Below are 16324 nucleotides of genomic sequence, written 5' to 3' on the forward strand. Positions count from 1 at the left end.
GTCGATTCCTTAACTGAGTTGTTTTCTCTTCATTTTTTCAGAAAGCTGCATTTGTGCCCACCAAGCATCATCAGCCTCTATCTGACCTTGCTGATTGATAAATGGGCGAGGAAGCCCTTTGCGTTTAGCCACTTCAGCCAATACAGGATAGCCGCCTTCAAATAGCCACTCTTGTTGTTCTTGCTCAGATAATAGACTATTTTCTCGGTCATACATGCCTGCGAGTTGGCGCTGACGTTGGGCTTCATACAAAATAAGTGCAGAGGCGACAGAGACATTGAGTGACTGCACCATACCAACCATTGGGATGATAATATGTTGATCTGCAAGGGCTAATGCCTTATCCGAGATACCCGTTTTCTCTTGTCCCACCATAATACAGGTTGGGCGGGTATAATCAATTTCTCGAAAATCGACAGCCGTATCTGACAGATTCGTGACTAAAATCTGCATACCTTGGGATTTTATCTGAGTAATGGCGCTTTCGGTGGATTGGTGCGAGATGACTTTTACCCAACTATTACTTCCCGCTGCAGAGGAGACGGAGAGTTTAACCTGTTGGTCTGGCCAAATGGCATGAATTTTATGGATCCCGATTGCATCAGCACTGCGCACAATTGCAGAAACATTATGAGGCTTATGAATTTCTTCAAGACAAAGTGTTAGGTCGGGCTGCCGCATCGCCATCATTTGGCAAATGCGGCGATAGCGGCGTTCATTCATAGTGAGAGTTCGTATTTTTAATGATATCGACTAATTACGGTTACGGCTGACGCGTAGAACATCTGGCATGATACGAATTTTACGCATCACGTTAGCCAATTGAATACGGTTTTTAATCGACAAGCGAATAAAGGCGCAGTAAACACGACCATCTTTCTCTTCAGTGTTCATGCTTTGAATACTTGAGTTCGCATCATTGATAGCGGCGGTCAAGTTAGCAAGGGCACCTTGATGGTTTATCATATCAACTTTAATTTCAGCGATAAAATCCGTGTCTGTCTCGGTATCCCACTCAACAGCCATAAATTTATCCGGTTCTTTCTGATAACCACGGATATTACGGCAAGATTCATGGTGAATAACCAATCCTTTACCTGGGCTAATATGCGCAATAATTGGGTCGCCCGGGATAGGACGGCAGCATTTAGCAAAAGTAATTAAGACTCCATCAGCCCCTTTGATGGACAGCTTATTACGGTTTTCCGTAATCACTGGTTCTTCAACGGCACTTGACTGAGCACTCTGAGGGTTACTTTGCAAGTTACGAGCTACTACAACACTCATGGCATTACCTAAACCAATTTCGGCAAGTAAATCGTCAATAGAGTGGAGCTTCATGCGAGCTAATTCGGCATCAATACTTTCACGAGGTATATCTGTGATTTTGGTGCCTGTACCTAGTGCATGATTGAGTAAGCGACGACCTAAATTAACGGAGTCTTCGCGTTTTAAATTCTTCAGTAACTGACGGATTTTTGCACGTGCTTTTGAACTCACCACAAAGTTCAACCATGCCGCATTTGGTCGAGCGCCTGGAGCCGTAATAATTTCTACCGTTTGACCGCTAGAAAGTGACTGGGAGAGTGGGTAAGGTTGGCGATCAACTCGTGCACCCACACAAGCATGCCCAATGTCAGTATGCACGGCATACGCGAAGTCCACCGGTGTTGCGCCTGTCGGTAATTCGACAATACGACCTTCGGGGGTGAAAACGTAAATTTCATCAGGAAAGAGGTCTGATTTTACGCTTTCAATAAATTCAAATGAGCTTCCCGCACTCTGTTGGAGTTCGAGCAAGCTTTGCATCCAACGCTGGGCTTTCACCTGCGCAGTGGTTCCCAATTCGCCTTGTTCTTTATATGCCCAGTGAGCAGCAACACCCATTTCGGCCATTTGGTCCATATCTTCAGTACGAATTTGTACTTCGACAGGTACCCCATGAGGTCCAATTAATGAGGTGTGGAGGGATTGGTATCCGTTAGCTTTAGGAATAGCAATATAGTCTTTGATTCGCCCCGGACGAGGTTTATAAAGACTGTGCATTTGCCCTAAAACACGGTAGCAGGTATCAACGTCTTCAACGATGACCCTAAAAGCATAGATATCCATAATGGAATGGAATCGCTGCTCTTTTTGATGCATTTTCCGATAGATAGAATACAGATGTTTTTCGCGACCACTGACTGTACAGGGTACACCTGCTTCCGTTAATCGACCGTCAATTTCAGAAAGGATTTTTTGGATCATTTCTTTACGGTTACCACGAGCGGATTTCACCACTTCCTTGATAACACGATAACGGTTTGGATACAGCGCTTCGAAACCTAACTCTTCGAGTTCGGTTTTAATATGGTGGATACCTAAGCGATGCGCGAGAGGACTGTAAATTTCCAGTGTTTCACGCGCTATGCGGCGACGCTTATCGGGTCGTAATGACCCAAGCGTGCGCATATTGTGAGTACGGTCTGCCAGTTTGATCAAAATGACACGGATATCTTTCACCATTGCCATGATCATTTTACGGAAGTTTTCTGCTTGAGCTTCTTTCTTGTCGCGGAAATTCAGCTTATCCAGTTTGGAAACCCCTTCGACTAAGCCGGCGACGGTAGTTCCAAACAGCTGCTCTATGTCTTGAAATGTCGCTGGAGTATCTTCAATCACATCATGAAGTAGCGCAGCCATCAGTGTTTCATGATCCAAACGCATTTCAGCCAGAATACAAGCAACAGCAACAGGGTGAGTAATATAAGGCTCACCACTGGAACGGGTCTGCCCTTCATGAGCATCCCGTGCGACAACATAGGCTTTTTTCAGTAATTCAACTTGCTCTTTTGGGAGATATTGCTGAATTATTAGATTTAGGCTTTCAAACAGATACAAGGCAGACCCACCTTAGTAATTAGCGACGACCTTCAGCGATCGCAGAAACTGCCTGCATTTCAGCGGCTTCTTGCTCTTGCTGTTCTTGGCGTTCACGCACATCCAAAATGTGACCGTTAATTAAACCTTCTTCTACTTCACGTAGCGCGATAACAGTGTGCTTATCGTTTTCTTCTGGAACTAAAGGATCTTTACCACCAGTTTGTAACTGACGAGCTCTACGTGCTGCGACCAGTACGAGGTCAAAACGGTTACCAATTTTTTCTACTGCGTCTTGAACAGTTACGCGTGCCATAAGTGTGCTACTCCAAAGAAATAAAAAAATGACCTGATATGATACTGAAACTATTCTCAGTCTGCTAGTAATTTGCTGATTAAAGCATCATGTCGCTGGACTTGGCGACCTAATCTCAAGCGCTCAGCACGCATGATAGATTGTAAATCGCTCAGTGCGGTGTTGAAATCGTCGTTTACAATGACGTAATCGTATTCATTGTAATGCTCAATTTCGCCAACTGCTTGTGACATGCGCTTTTCAATGACTTCATCACTATCTTGACCACGACCACGCAGACGGCGATATAGCTCATCTTTTGATGGCGGTAGAATAAAAATACTACGTGCCTCTGGCATTTTTGCGCGAATTTGCTGAGCACCTTGCCAGTCAATATCGAGAAACACATCCACGCCACTATTTAAGACTTCCTCAATAATGGGTTTTGAGGTGCCGTAGTAGTTACCGAAAACACAGGCATGCTCTAAAAAGTCATTGTTCTCAACCATCTGAAGAAATTCAGCTTCAGAAACAAAGAAGTAATGCTCGCCATGAATTTCGCCTGGGCGTGCAGCTCGAGTTGTATGAGAAACAGAAACTTGAGTGTCATACAACGGTTGTGTCTTCAGTAATGCTTGGATAAGACTGGACTTACCTGCGCCACTAGGAGCAGAGAGAATATATAACGTGCCTTGTATCATGATGATTTCTTGAATATTTGTGGGTTAGACATAAAAGATAGTGATAAACCCTACATAGTATACACGTACTTAAGACAACATGCAGCGATATCAATTAACCATGAAATAAGAGTAAAAAAGTTTTGGTTATTGGAAAATTGTGAACGCCTTCCAGAAAATAAATTTAACTTAATGAAAATACCATCTGTTTTGCGAAGCGCTATGCAATTAACGGCATTGCCTGCTGCTACCCTTGATTTATTGACTCAGAATGCAATGCAACACATAGCGGTTCGGAACATGGTTTAAACTTAAATATAATAGGGACATTATGCATTATTTTTCAGTCAGGAAACTCTGGAAATTTGGTTGGTTCTGCCTATTACTTCAATCTGTTATTTCAATAGGCTATGGTGCGGAAACCGTAGATTCTCAAAAAGCATGCCGCTCATTAGATAATGAATTAACAAGAATGGAACAGCGGCGGCTGGGAGAGCAGCTACAAGAGTGGGACAGGCAATATCAGATTGGCGGTGTGAGCGGTGTGAGTGACGAGGTTTATGACCAACTTTTGGCGAAGTGGCAGCAGGGGCAGCGCTGTCAAAATTTACCTGACACTCTAGTACAACCGTTACAGTCTAAAACTGAACGATTAATAAAGCATCCCATACCCCATACGGGATTGAAAAAATTAAAATCAGAAGAAATAGCAGCATGGATAAAGGCTCGTAATGAAGTTTGGTTGCAACCTAAAGTCGATGGTGTTGCGGTGACGCTGCACTATGAAAATGGACGTTTAGTGTCAATGATTAGCCGGGGCAATGGGAATGAAGGGCTTAATTGGCGAGATAAAGCCGACTTTATTCAAGCTATCCCCAAAACTATTTCAGCGAAGCAACCTCTTGTTTTACAGGGTGAATTATTTTGGAGACTCAATGGACATGTACAAAATGTGGATGGTGGAAAAAATGCACGGAGTAAAATTGCGGGTTGGCTGATGCGCAAGGAGCTACCTACACAAGTCACGGATGATATCGGCATTTTTATCTGGGCATGGTCTGATAACTCTGTCGCTATGGATCGTCAATTGAGTGAATTAAAGAGGCTAGGATTTGATTGGGTACAACAATATAGCCATCCAATCTCTGACTATCAATCAGCAGCCAAGTGGCGTGACCATTATTATTCAGCGCCGATGCCATTTGCAACCGATGGTATCGTTTTGAAAAGCTTTCCACCACCGCCGTCATCGGTTTGGCGAGCAAACCAAAACAGTTGGAGTGTAGCATGGAAATACCCGCTAAAAAGTGTGGTCTCAGAGGTTATTAATTTAACTTTTCGGGTAGGGAGATCAGGGGCTGTGAATGTGATTGCTAACATTGAACCCGTCACAATCGATGATAAAAAAGTGAGTAAAATCCGCATTGGTTCGCTCAATTCCTGGAAACAAAAAGATGTGTTAGTTGGGGATAAAATCCAGTTAACGTTATCAGGACATGGGACGCCATTTATGGAAAAAGTCATTTGGCGGCGAGAGCCTAGGTTGCATCCGAACACATCCTCTCTCGAAAACTTTCATTCATTGAGCTGTTTAGCATACACACCAGATTGTGCTCCCCAATTTGTTGCTCGCCTAGCTTGGCTAGGTAAACAATTAAAGATTCGCGGGGTGGGCGAAAAGACATGGAAGATATGGGTAGAGCAATATGGACTCTCAACGTTGCTTGGTTGGCTTTCTCCTCATTGGCAAGATTCATTACCTAAGAATAAGAAAACGACAAATGCGCTTAGCCAGTTACAAAAGACATCTATGCAGCCAATAACAAATTGGTTGAAAGGGTTCGGAATTCCTTTAGAAATTAAACATCTAAACAAGATATCCACGATAGAAGAATTGAGTGAACAAGAGACTGTGGAGTCGCTAGGTTTATCTGAAAAGCGGAAGCAGGCATTAAAGTACTGGTTGGCAGAGCCTGAAATTCAGAAGGCGCTATACACTTTGCAGGAACTGTATACTTTGCAGAAGCTAGATCTCAGCCATTAGCGGTTAAACGAATGGCTGATAGGAAAATCAGTTTTGGTTAATCTTGGCTTTCGTAATTAAAAATAGGTAATCCCAAACGGTAGCGGATGGCAAGCAGCCTGGCACTTAAACCTGCGACCAACGTGATAATAACCACGATATCTTTAGGGAGTGGTGTATACAGCAAGCCGATATATAACCATGCGGCAGCAAAAGAGACGCCCGCGTAGACTTCTTTTTGGAAAACCAGAGGGATGGTGTTACACAGCATGTCACGAAGTACACCGCCAAATACACCGGTCACTACAGCAGCAATGGCGGCAATAATAGGGCTATAATTCATATCGAGGGCTATTTGGGCACCAAGAATAGAGAAGACGATTAAGCCAATCGCATCAAGTATTAAGAAGAGCCGGCGAAGGTGTTTCATCATCGGGGCTATCCAGATGGTGACAATGGCGGCACCTGCTACGGTCATGATGTATTCGGGGTGGGCAACCCAACCTAGAGGGTAGTGACCGAGTAGAATATCACGGACAGAGCCACCGCCGATGGCGGTTGCAGAAGCAATAATAATGACGCCAAAGACATCCATTTTACGGCGTCCAGCAGCTAAAGCGCCTGTCATGGCTTCGGCAGTAATACCAATAATATAGAGAACACTTAATAACATGATGGTTTTATTCAATACTATAGTGATTGTCTAAGGGTAATATTACTTGTGAAACTTCTCGACTGAGATTTTTTATTCTCTTAAAGAATTGATTAGTTAAAGTAATCCGATAGCCTATGTTAAATGATGTCAAAGGATAACAGATTGAGCAATAAAATGCCTTATAAAGAAATGTGTATTACTGATGATTCGCGAAGTCATCAGCTTACAAATATTAATGTTTGGACACCAGATAGCCAGTGGTTAGCTTATGATGTTCGACCAATTGGCAGTTCATTTACCGGGCAAACCATAGAAAAAATTCATGTTATTACCCATCAAAAAGTAGAAATTTATCGAGGATTGCATGGTGCCCATGTTGGCGTAGTCACTGTAAGCGCTGAAAATCCGCCTCGTTATGCTTTTATTCAGGGTCCAGAATATCCCGATGAGTCTTGGCAGTATGATTTCCATCATCGCCGAGGTGTTTACGTTGATGACTGCCAACTCGGTATTGCGCATCCGATTGATGCAATGTGCATTACGCCACCTTATATGGCGGGTGCGCTCAGAGGTGGAACACATGTTCATGTTTTTAGCCCTGATGGGAAGTGGTTGAGCTTTACCTATAATGACCATGTTTTGCATGAGATCGATCTTCAATTAGACCAACGCAATGTGGCTGTTGCCGTACCTGCAGGCGCAGTGACCATTGAACCTATTGGTCATGAAAGAGAATATAGCGGCGATTTTTTCTGTAGTGTTGTGACGAAGACAACTTTGATGCCAACTCCGAATAGCGACGAGATTAGCCGAGCCTATGAAGAGGGGTGGGTTGGTCAACGTGGTTATATGAATCAACAAGGCCAGTGGCAACGACGTGCATTAGCGTTTATTGGAGATACGCATCATCAAAATGGTGACGTGGTCCCTGAAGTTTACTTAGTTGATTTACCTGAAGATCCAAATGAATTCAAAATCCAAGGCGATGAACCTCTGCAAGGTACCGAAAAAACCATGCCAGCGCCGCCTAAGGGTGTGAAACAAAGGCGTTTAACGTATACACATCATCGGAAGTTTCCAGGGCTAGCGAAACAGCCAAGACACTGGTTGCGTACTTCACCAAATGGCGAATTAATCGCCTGTTTGATGCATGATGATCATGGCATTGTGCAATTATGGTTGGTGGCAACGGCAACAGGAGTACTCACTCAGGTGACATTTGGCAAGTTTTCAATTCAGTCTGCATTTAGTTGGAATAAAACTGGTGAGTATCTCTGCTTTGTGTATGACAATAGCGTTGTACGTTGCCATGTGGCGACTGGAGATTTAGAACGGTTAACTCAGAGAACAGAAATAGCCCCTGTCGCAGATGCTGTTGTCTTTTCTCCAAATGATAAATTTGTAGCATTTATGCGAGATATTAATGGGTTTAGACAGATTTATATTGTTGAAACAGGGTTGTCTAATTAAAGTTTATCTGGAATAACACTCATGAAGAATAAAAAGGTGGGTATTCATCTTTTTATTCTTCAAAAAAAGAGGGCTTAAGTAATCATTAAATTAAATGCTCAATATTTGATTCATGTATATTGATTTAAAATTAATAAGCGGTGGGTTAATAGAATAGATTAAAAAAGATGGAAATTTGGTCAGTAAGATAAAGGATTTATTAACCTAAATTAAGTTAATAATATTAATTATATTTTAAGTATTATATTCTTGATTAGAGCATCAATAAGCTACTTTTATATAGGAAAATTATTGAGGGTTCTTTGGCTGTTGTTTATCAAGTCGCTGTTTATCAAGTTGTTCTACACGTTTTTTTGGTGAATCTGCCTCTTGTGAGCCGTTTGAATGCATATAATCCATCGGAATTAATAATGTATCCATGAGTGCAGTAAATGGTAAATCAATAACCAGCAACGGCTTAACTACCCAGCCGGTATCTTCATGCTGCAGCATATCAACGCTATTTTTTGTCCCAGGATAATAGCTATCAGTAGGGCCAGCATGAGTCATAATACTGGAGCACCCACTTAATGTAAGAGTTAATAAGGTGGAAAATGCTAACGACCTAAAAAAAATCAAGCTTGGCATATATATGTTGACCTGCATTTAAATGAATTTTGCCTAATCAGAGATCATAATAACTAAAAACTAAAAATTCACAATCGAGCAACTCTATTATTATTTAAGATACCCTCAGAATAATAGCTCTTTTTTGTATTATTTTATGTCGGTGATGTTAATAATTAGCAATTAAATTGTTTTTAACTAAAGTATGAAAATGCATAATTGAATTGCTGTGAACTGTGCTCTATCACACAACTTCCTCTGTGTTTATTTGGCACAATCGATTCAGTTGCAAATGTAATAACTCCGTATGTCCCGTATTTTGGTTCATTGTCGTCAAAAGGATAGCGGTCTATGAGTGAATTAGCGCTTACAGTCAGTTTATTAGCATTAGCTGCCGCACTAGGCTTATGGATAGGTAATTGGAAAATCCGCAACGTGGGCTTAGGGATTGGCGGGGTTCTTTTTGGTGGAATTATTGTTGGGCATTTTGCGCGAAGTTATGGCTTGTCTCTCAATAATGACATGCTGCATTTTATTCAAGAATTTGGTTTGATTCTCTTCGTTTATACCATCGGGATACAAGTTGGACCCGGTTTTTTCTCTTCTTTGCGTGTTTCTGGTTTAAAACTCAATGGATTTGCCTTGATGGTGGTTATTTTAGGGGCTGTCGTTACCGCTATTATCTATAAAATAGCAGACATTCCTCTACCAATTATTTTGGGCATTTTCTCGGGCGCAGTCACGAATACACCATCGTTAGGGGCTGGGCAGCAAATTCTATCTGATTTAGGGTCTGATCCGAGTTTGGTCGGACAAATGGGAATGGGGTATGCGATGGCTTACCCAATGGGAATTTGCGGTATTTTGCTGGTGATGTGGCTCGTTCGTATTATCTTTCGTATCTCGGTAGATAAAGAAGCTGCGGAGTTTAATAGTGCGAACGTTCAGCATCGTGACTCACTGCAAACGATGAACATCGCGGTGCGCAATACCAATCTTGATGGCTTGATGATGCAAGATATTCCCATGCTTGGCAGTGAAGACATTGTTTGCTCGCGGCTAAAACGCGGGGAAATGCTGGTGGTGCCTCAGCCGACGACAGAAATACATCTTGGAGATCTACTGCATGTTGTTGGGCAAAGAGAAGACTTAAATAAAGTTCGCCTAATCCTTGGTGAGGAGGTTGAAGCTTCATTATCAACTTCAAGTTCTGTATTGCACTCTGTCCGAGTGGTCGTGACTAATGACGCTGTACTAAGTAAACGTTTAAAAGAACTGAATCTCAAGCAGAAGTATGATGTGGTGGTAACTCGTTTGAACCGGACTGGGATTGACCTGATGGCAAACAACAATTCTGTACTGCAATTTGGTGATATCCTCAATATTGTTGGGCGTCCTGAATCAATTGAAGCGGTCACAGCAATACTTGGAAACGCGAAACAAAAATTACAGCAAGTCCAGATGCTGCCTGTATTTATTGGAATAGGTTTGGGGGTTGTTTTAGGCTCGTTACCGATATTTGTACCGGGCTTTCCTGCTGCATTGAAGCTAGGTTTAGCGGGCGGACCATTAGTTGTTGCCTTGATCCTTGGACGAATAGGTACCATTGGACGACTGTATTGGTTTATGCCACCAAGTGCCAACTTAGCGTTGAGAGAGCTTGGAATTGTGATGTTCTTGGCAGTTGTCGGGCTGAATTCGGGAGGGAGTTTTATTGAAACTCTTATTCAAGGTGATGGGCTCACATGGATTGGCTATGGGCTATTAATTACCTTTATTCCTCTGTTTATCACCGGCTTAGTTGCACGCATTTTCGGAAAAATGAATTATTTAAGCCTATGTGGTGTATTGGCAGGCTCTATGACAGATCCACCAGCATTAGCTTTTGCAAATAATATCCATCCAACCAGCGGAGCACCGGCACTTTCTTATGCCACGGTATATCCTTTAGCGATGTTTTTACGCATTATCTCGCCGCAGTTATTAGCTATCTTATTTTGGGCATTATGATTGTGAATAAAGGAAGGAATAAGATATGGAGAAAAAGTATCCGTCTATATAAGGGCGTAATTGGTCTTTGTTCTAGCCATAACTGATATTGAAAAAGTGGTTTAATAACCGCGAATAAGATTTGTCGTGTACAAATATATTCGATTTCAATTATGGAGTTCTCGCTAATTTTGGCCCTTTCCTCAATGGAAAGGGCTTTTTTTAACCCTACAGCTAGATTTAGCGTTCAGATTCTTGATAGGCTTTTTCTAATTCTTGAGCAAGGATTTGAATCCCTTGCTCAATCTTTTCCGGCTCAGGAACATAGTTCATACGCATACATTCATGGGCATGTTGCCAATCTTCTTCAAGTCCTGGGAAAAAGTAATGTCCCGGAACCATCAATACACCACGTGCTTTTAAGCGGCGATAAAGTTCTAAACAGCTAATTGGCAGGTCTTTAAACCACAACCACAAGAAAATGGCGCCCTCAGGTTTATGAATAAGGCATTTATCTTCAGGGATATAGCGGCGAATGATCTTAATGACTTCTTCAACGCGCTGTTTATAGAATGGTCCTATAACATTTTGAGATAATTCAAATAAATCGTCACGCTGTAGCATTTCAAGTGCGATGCTTGGACCGATACCACCCGGAGCAAGACTAATAATGCCATTCATATTACTGATGGCACCAATCAACTCTTCATTACCAATAATAATACCGCAGCGAGTTCCCGGTAGACCGAGTTTTGATAAGCTCATACACAGGATGACATTGTCATTCCAAAATGGTGTGGCTTCGCTAAATATAATGCCAGGGAAGGGAACACCATACGCATTATCAATCAATAATGGAATATTATGTTGCTTAGCTAATTGGTCAAGATGCAGCACTTCCTCATCGGTGATCACGTTTCCTGTTGGATTCGTTGGGCGAGATACGCAAATTACACCAATATCTTCAGTAATTTCAAGGGTGTTGAAATCAACGTGATATTTAAACTGACCATCAGGCAAAAATTCAATTTGCGGCTTATTTGCCACAAAAAGATCATCATCAAGTCCAGAGTCTGCATAACCCACATATTCAGGGGCAATTGGGAAAAGCACTTTACGAGAGATACCATCTTCAAAGCGACCAGCAAGTAGGTTAAATAGATAGAAAAACGCACTTTGGCTGCCGTTTGTTAGCGCAATATTTTTCGCGCTGATATCCCAGCCTAGTTTCGCTTTTAGAGTTGCTGCTAGCGCTTTCAACATGGCATCTTTGCCTTGAGGACCATCATAGTTACACAAGGTATCGGTCAATTGCCCATTGGCACACATTTCAGCGAGGAGATCTTGGAAATATTTATCCATCTCAGGAATATGAGCAGGGTTCCCACCACCAAGCATAATAGCGCCGGGGGTTCTGAGACCTTCATTCAAGTCTTTCATTAATTCTGAAATGCCTGAATTCTTAGCAAATTTATTACCAAATTTAGAGAAATTCATTGTATTTATTCACATTTGTTTATTAGGTTGTTAATGGAATTTCCAACATACCGCGCCCCCACCTAGAGTTCAATAGCTTAATTACAGTTCTTTTTCATATAAAATGTCAAACATAGGTAATAAATTAGTTTTTTGGGTTATCTTATTGACCAAGCTTAGTTTATTTTTGTTGTTATATATTCAGGTTCCATCGATAAATTTTGATTTATCGATACTGGCAACAATTTACAAGGTGGTCATTGACCATCCCAGTGGCTTGCATAAAGGCGTAGCAAGTAACAGAACCTACAAATTTGAAGCCATGTTTTTTCAGTGCGTTAGACAAGTTTTTAGAAAGTTCTGTTTCCGCAGGGACTTGGGCAGATTCCGTCCATTTATTCACAATAGATTGGTGGTCCACAAAGTCCCAAATGAAAGTAGAAAAATCTATTCCTTCGCTTTTCATCGCTAAATAAGCTTTGGCGTTAGCAATAATCGCGTTGATTTTTAATCTGTTACGAATAATTCTTGAGTCTTGCATAAGCCGCTCTATATCTTTTTCATCCATCAAGGCAATCTTTTCAGGATCAAATTGATGGAATAGGTCTCGGTACCCTTGGCGCTTTTTCAAAATAGTGTACCAAGAGAGCCCTGCTTGCTGGCCTTCGAGGCAGATCATTTCGAATAATTCTTGATTATCCTTGGTGGGTTTTCCCCATTCATTATCGTGATAGGCAATATATTCGGGATCTTGGTTGACCCAATGACAGCGAGTGAGTGAGGTTTCCATTTTCATCCTTTTTCTAATTATGTTCAGCTTGTGAGCAAGAATAGAATCTTTATACTGTATAAAAATACAGTTTTAAAGGGGTGAAATTAATTTTTTTTCTTTTTAGAATGGTTACAGACGTATTCATTGCTGTATATCTGGCGGTCAAAGGGTATACTGGTCACTTTCTTAAATTTCACGTATCGCGTGCGGATCTAACATGCAAAAGTTTGATACCAAAACCTTTCAAGGTCTTATCCTGACATTACAGGATTACTGGGCGCGCCAAGGCTGTACCATTGTTCAACCACTGGACATGGAAGTCGGCGCAGGTACTTCACACCCAATGACGTGTTTGCGCGCTTTAGGTCCAGAGCCTATCGCAGCAGCTTATGTTCAGCCATCTCGCCGACCAACTGATGGTCGCTATGGTGAAAACCCGAACCGTCTACAGCACTATTACCAATTTCAGGTGATCATTAAGCCTTCGCCTGACAATATCCAAGAGTTGTACTTAGGTTCATTAAAAGAACTTGGTATTGACCCAACTGTCCATGACATTCGCTTCGTTGAAGATAACTGGGAAAACCCAACACTGGGTGCTTGGGGTCTGGGTTGGGAAGTTTGGTTAAATGGCATGGAAGTGACTCAGTTTACTTACTTCCAGCAAGTGGGTGGTCTGGAGTGTAAACCTGTAACCGGTGAAATCACTTATGGTCTTGAGCGTCTTGCTATGTATATTCAAGGCGTTGATAGCGTGTACGATCTGGTTTGGTGCGATGGCCCACTGGGTAAAACCACATATGGCGATATTTATCACCAAAACGAAGTTGAGCAATCCACGTATAACTTTGAACATGCCAATGTTGAATTCTTATTCAAATGCTTTGAAGAGTATGAAAAAGAAGCTCAATATCTGCTTGCTTTAGAAACGCCTCTGCCACTTCCGGCTTATGAGCGTATTTTAAAAGCTGCTCATACCTTTAACTTACTGGATGCCCGTAAGGCAATTTCAGTCACAGAACGCCAGCGCTATATTTTACGCATCCGTACCCTGACTAAAGGGGTGGCAGAAGCTTATTATGCTTCTCGTGAAGCGCTGGGTTTCCCTATGTGTCATAAGAACTAAGAGGCTGTCATGACTCAACAGACTTTCCTAGTGGAAATCGGTACAGAAGAGTTACCGCCGAAGGCTCTTCGTTCTCTTGCAGAATCATTCGCCGCTAACTTTACTGCGGAATTGGATGGTGCAGATATCGCTCATGGAGCAGTGAACTGGTTTGCTGCACCTCGTCGTTTAGCGCTGAAAGTGGAAAACTTATCCGGGGCTCAGCCAGATCGCGAAGTTGAAAAACGTGGCCCTGCAATTTCCCAAGCATTTGATGCTGAAGGTAAACCCACAAAAGCAGCCGAAGGTTGGGCGCGTGGCTGTGGGATCACCGTTGATCAAGCAGAACGCTTAACCACAGATAAAGGCGAATGGTTACTGTATCGCGCACAAATGAAAGGGCAGCCAGTCAGCGAATTATTGATTGATATGGTTAGCCGTTCACTAGCGAAATTACCGATCCCTAAATTAATGCGCTGGGCAGATAAAGAAACTCAGTTTGTACGTCCAGTACATACTGTGACATTACTGCTGGGTAGCGATGTTGTTAAGGGTGAAATTCTTGGTATTAAGAGCGACCGTATTATCCGTGGTCACCGTTTTATGGGTGAAGCTGAATTCACAATTGATAACGCGGAACAATATCCAGAAATTTTACGCACTCGCGGTAAAGTCATTGCAGATTATGCTGAGCGTAAAGCGACAATTATTGCCGATGCAGAAAAAGCTGCTCAAGCGTTGGGCGGTAAAGCAGATTTAACCGACAGCTTAGTTGAAGAAGTGGCTTCTTTGGTTGAATGGCCAGTAGTATTAACAGCAAAATTCGAAGAGAAATTCTTAGAAGTTCCTGCTGAAGCACTGGTATACACCATGAAAGGCGACCAAAAATATTTCCCTGTTTATGATAATGCTGGCAAGTTAATGCCGAACTTTATCTTTGTGGCAAATATTGAGTCTTCAGATCCTCAGCAAATTATCTCCGGTAACGAAAAAGTCGTTCGCCCGCGTTTAGCAGATGCGGAATTCTTCTTCAAAACTGACCGTAAGCAGCGCTTAGAAGATAACTTACCACGTTTAGAAACTGTTCTGTTCCAGCAACAGCTAGGTACTCTGCGTGATAAAACCGATCGCTTAGAAGCGTTAGCAGGTTGGATTGCGAGCAAGATTGGTGCGGATGTAAATCACGCAACCCGTGCAGGCTTACTGGCTAAATGTGACTTGATGACCAACATGGTCTTTGAATTCACAGACACTCAAGGTGTTATGGGGATGCACTATGCTCGCCATGACGGTGAGTCAGAAGATGTTGCACTTGCACTAAAAGAACAGTATCAACCGCGTTTTGCGGGCGATGAATTGCCATCTACTGATGTTTCTGCGGCATTAGCGTTAGCTGAAAAAATGGATACTCTCGCAGGTATTTTCGGTATCGGTCAGCATCCGAAAGGGGATAAAGACCCATTCGCTCTGCGCCGTGCGGCATTAGGTGTGTTACGTATTATCGTTGAAAAAGGCTATCAGCTTGATCTTGTGGAAATGACCCAAGAGGCTGTACGTCTATATGGCGATAAACTGACTAACAAAAATGTCGTGGAAGATGTGGTTGAGTTCATGCTAGGTCGCTTCCGTTCTTGGTACCAAGAACTGGGCTACAGCATCGACACTATCCAAGCCGTATTAGCACGTCGCCCAACTCAGCCAGCTGACTTCGATGCGCGCGTTAAAGCAGTAACTCACTTCCGTTCTTTAGAAGAAGCACAAGCGCTGGCAGCTGCCAACAAACGTGTTTCTAACATTCTGAGTAAGTCAGAAGAGAAACTCGCTGATAGCGTGTTAGCGTCTGTACTGAAAACGCCAGAAGAAGTGAAATTAGCCACTCACGTTGTGGTACTGCAAGACAAGCTTGCGCCAATGTTTGCTGAACGTAACTACCAAGAAGCACTCGTAGAGTTAGCCTCTTTACGTGACGTCGTTGATGAATTCTTTGCTAATGTCATGGTGATGGATGAAGATCCTGCTGTGCGGAATAACCGTTTAACACTGTTAAGCCAGCTTCGCGAGTTATTCTTAAAAGTTGCAGATATTTCACTGCTTCAATAGGTTGATTTTTAATCAGTTATTTTCTATTTAGAAAATAATTGCATAAATATGACCTTCCCAGTGATTGGAATAAATAAGCGCTAAAATATTTTTAGCGCTTATTTTTTATCCAAAAATAGACGTAAAAATAAGAAACCATACCATTTTGATGGTTTTATCAGCATACGAACGGTTTTAGCGAAAAATAGGGTTGACGATCCCCATTCTTGGCAGTATTATTCACACCGTTTTCGGCGAGTAGCGCAGCTTGGTAGCGCAACTGGTTTGGGACCAGTGGGTCGGAGGTTCGAA

13 protein-coding genes are annotated in these 16324 nt (G+C 42.3%); 5 read left to right on the forward strand and 8 right to left on the reverse strand.

Features of this window, described 5'->3' with window-relative positions; genetic code table 11:
• Window positions 1-9: 9 nt before the first annotated feature.
• The 4 genes from trmH to gmk are packed head-to-tail and all read right to left on the reverse strand — an operon-like array spanning window position 10 to window position 3858.
• Window positions 10-723 (reverse strand): tRNA (guanosine(18)-2'-O)-methyltransferase TrmH, encoded by a 714-nt coding sequence (gene trmH / locus GKR71_RS02780; RefSeq protein WP_154609483.1) that lies wholly within the window; start codon window positions 721-723, stop codon window positions 10-12.
• A gap of 30 nt (window positions 724-753) precedes the next feature.
• Window positions 754-2883 carry a bifunctional GTP diphosphokinase/guanosine-3',5'-bis pyrophosphate 3'-pyrophosphohydrolase gene (gene spoT, locus GKR71_RS02785; protein WP_154599873.1) on the reverse strand — a complete coding sequence of 710 codons (2130 nt, stop codon included), beginning with the start codon at window positions 2881-2883 and terminating at the stop codon, window positions 754-756.
• Between the two features lie 19 nt (window positions 2884-2902).
• Window positions 2903-3178, reverse strand: a complete 276-nt coding sequence (gene rpoZ / locus GKR71_RS02790) for a DNA-directed RNA polymerase subunit omega (RefSeq protein ID WP_006659598.1) — start codon at window positions 3176-3178, stop codon at window positions 2903-2905.
• Between the two features lie 56 nt (window positions 3179-3234).
• A complete protein-coding gene (gmk, locus tag GKR71_RS02795) occupies window positions 3235-3858 on the reverse strand; it encodes a guanylate kinase (RefSeq protein WP_036948585.1) in 624 nt (207 codons plus the stop codon).
• Window positions 3859-4168: 310 nt separating this feature from the next.
• Here gmk and ligB point away from each other — a divergent pair, with 310 nt between their 5' ends.
• Window positions 4169-5881: an NAD-dependent DNA ligase LigB gene (gene ligB, locus GKR71_RS02800; RefSeq protein WP_154633911.1), complete on the forward strand. Its 1713-nt coding sequence runs from the start codon at window positions 4169-4171 to the stop codon at window positions 5879-5881.
• 37 nt (window positions 5882-5918) lie between these two features.
• Here the strand turns inward: ligB and GKR71_RS02805 are convergent, their stop codons facing one another.
• On the reverse strand, window positions 5919-6533 hold the full coding sequence (locus GKR71_RS02805; protein WP_036948588.1) for a trimeric intracellular cation channel family protein: 615 nt from the start codon (window positions 6531-6533) through the stop codon (window positions 5919-5921).
• Between the two features lie 123 nt (window positions 6534-6656).
• On the opposite strand from GKR71_RS02805, the gene GKR71_RS02810 reads away from it, so the two are divergent.
• Window positions 6657-7985 (forward strand): DUF3748 domain-containing protein, encoded by a 1329-nt coding sequence (locus GKR71_RS02810; RefSeq protein ID WP_195848957.1) that lies wholly within the window; start codon window positions 6657-6659, stop codon window positions 7983-7985.
• 288 nt (window positions 7986-8273) lie between these two features.
• On the opposite strand, the gene GKR71_RS02815 is transcribed toward GKR71_RS02810, so the two are convergent.
• Window positions 8274-8630 carry a YceK/YidQ family lipoprotein gene (locus GKR71_RS02815; protein WP_336426618.1) on the reverse strand — a complete coding sequence of 119 codons (357 nt, stop codon included), beginning with the start codon at window positions 8628-8630 and terminating at the stop codon, window positions 8274-8276.
• Between the two features lie 312 nt (window positions 8631-8942).
• Here GKR71_RS02815 and GKR71_RS02820 point away from each other — a divergent pair, with 312 nt between their 5' ends.
• Window positions 8943-10601: a putative transporter gene (locus GKR71_RS02820; RefSeq protein ID WP_036948594.1), complete on the forward strand. Its 1659-nt coding sequence runs from the start codon at window positions 8943-8945 to the stop codon at window positions 10599-10601.
• 219 nt (window positions 10602-10820) lie between these two features.
• On the opposite strand, the gene GKR71_RS02825 is transcribed toward GKR71_RS02820, so the two are convergent.
• Together GKR71_RS02825 and GKR71_RS02830 are read right to left on the reverse strand one after the other, a co-directional pair.
• Window positions 10821-12077: a valine--pyruvate transaminase gene (locus tag GKR71_RS02825; protein WP_108478732.1), complete on the reverse strand. Its 1257-nt coding sequence runs from the start codon at window positions 12075-12077 to the stop codon at window positions 10821-10823.
• A gap of 205 nt (window positions 12078-12282) precedes the next feature.
• Window positions 12283-12846: a DNA-3-methyladenine glycosylase I gene (locus GKR71_RS02830; protein WP_154633913.1), complete on the reverse strand. Its 564-nt coding sequence runs from the start codon at window positions 12844-12846 to the stop codon at window positions 12283-12285.
• Window positions 12847-13045: 199 nt separating this feature from the next.
• Between GKR71_RS02830 and glyQ the strand changes: the two genes are divergently transcribed.
• Window positions 13046-13954, forward strand: a complete 909-nt coding sequence (glyQ, locus tag GKR71_RS02835; RefSeq protein ID WP_006659589.1) for a glycine--tRNA ligase subunit alpha — start codon at window positions 13046-13048, stop codon at window positions 13952-13954.
• A 9-nt stretch (window positions 13955-13963) separates the two neighbouring features.
• The gene (gene glyS, locus GKR71_RS02840) at window positions 13964-16033 is read left to right on the forward strand and encodes a glycine--tRNA ligase subunit beta (protein ID WP_036948602.1); all 2070 of its coding nucleotides are present in this window, start codon (window positions 13964-13966) and stop codon (window positions 16031-16033) included.
• Window positions 16034-16324: the final 291 nt, after the last annotated feature.

The sequence above is a fragment of the Providencia sp. wls1922 genome (assembly GCF_009706505.1).
Taxonomy (GTDB): Bacteria; Pseudomonadota; Gammaproteobacteria; order Enterobacterales; family Enterobacteriaceae; genus Providencia; species Providencia lanzhouensis.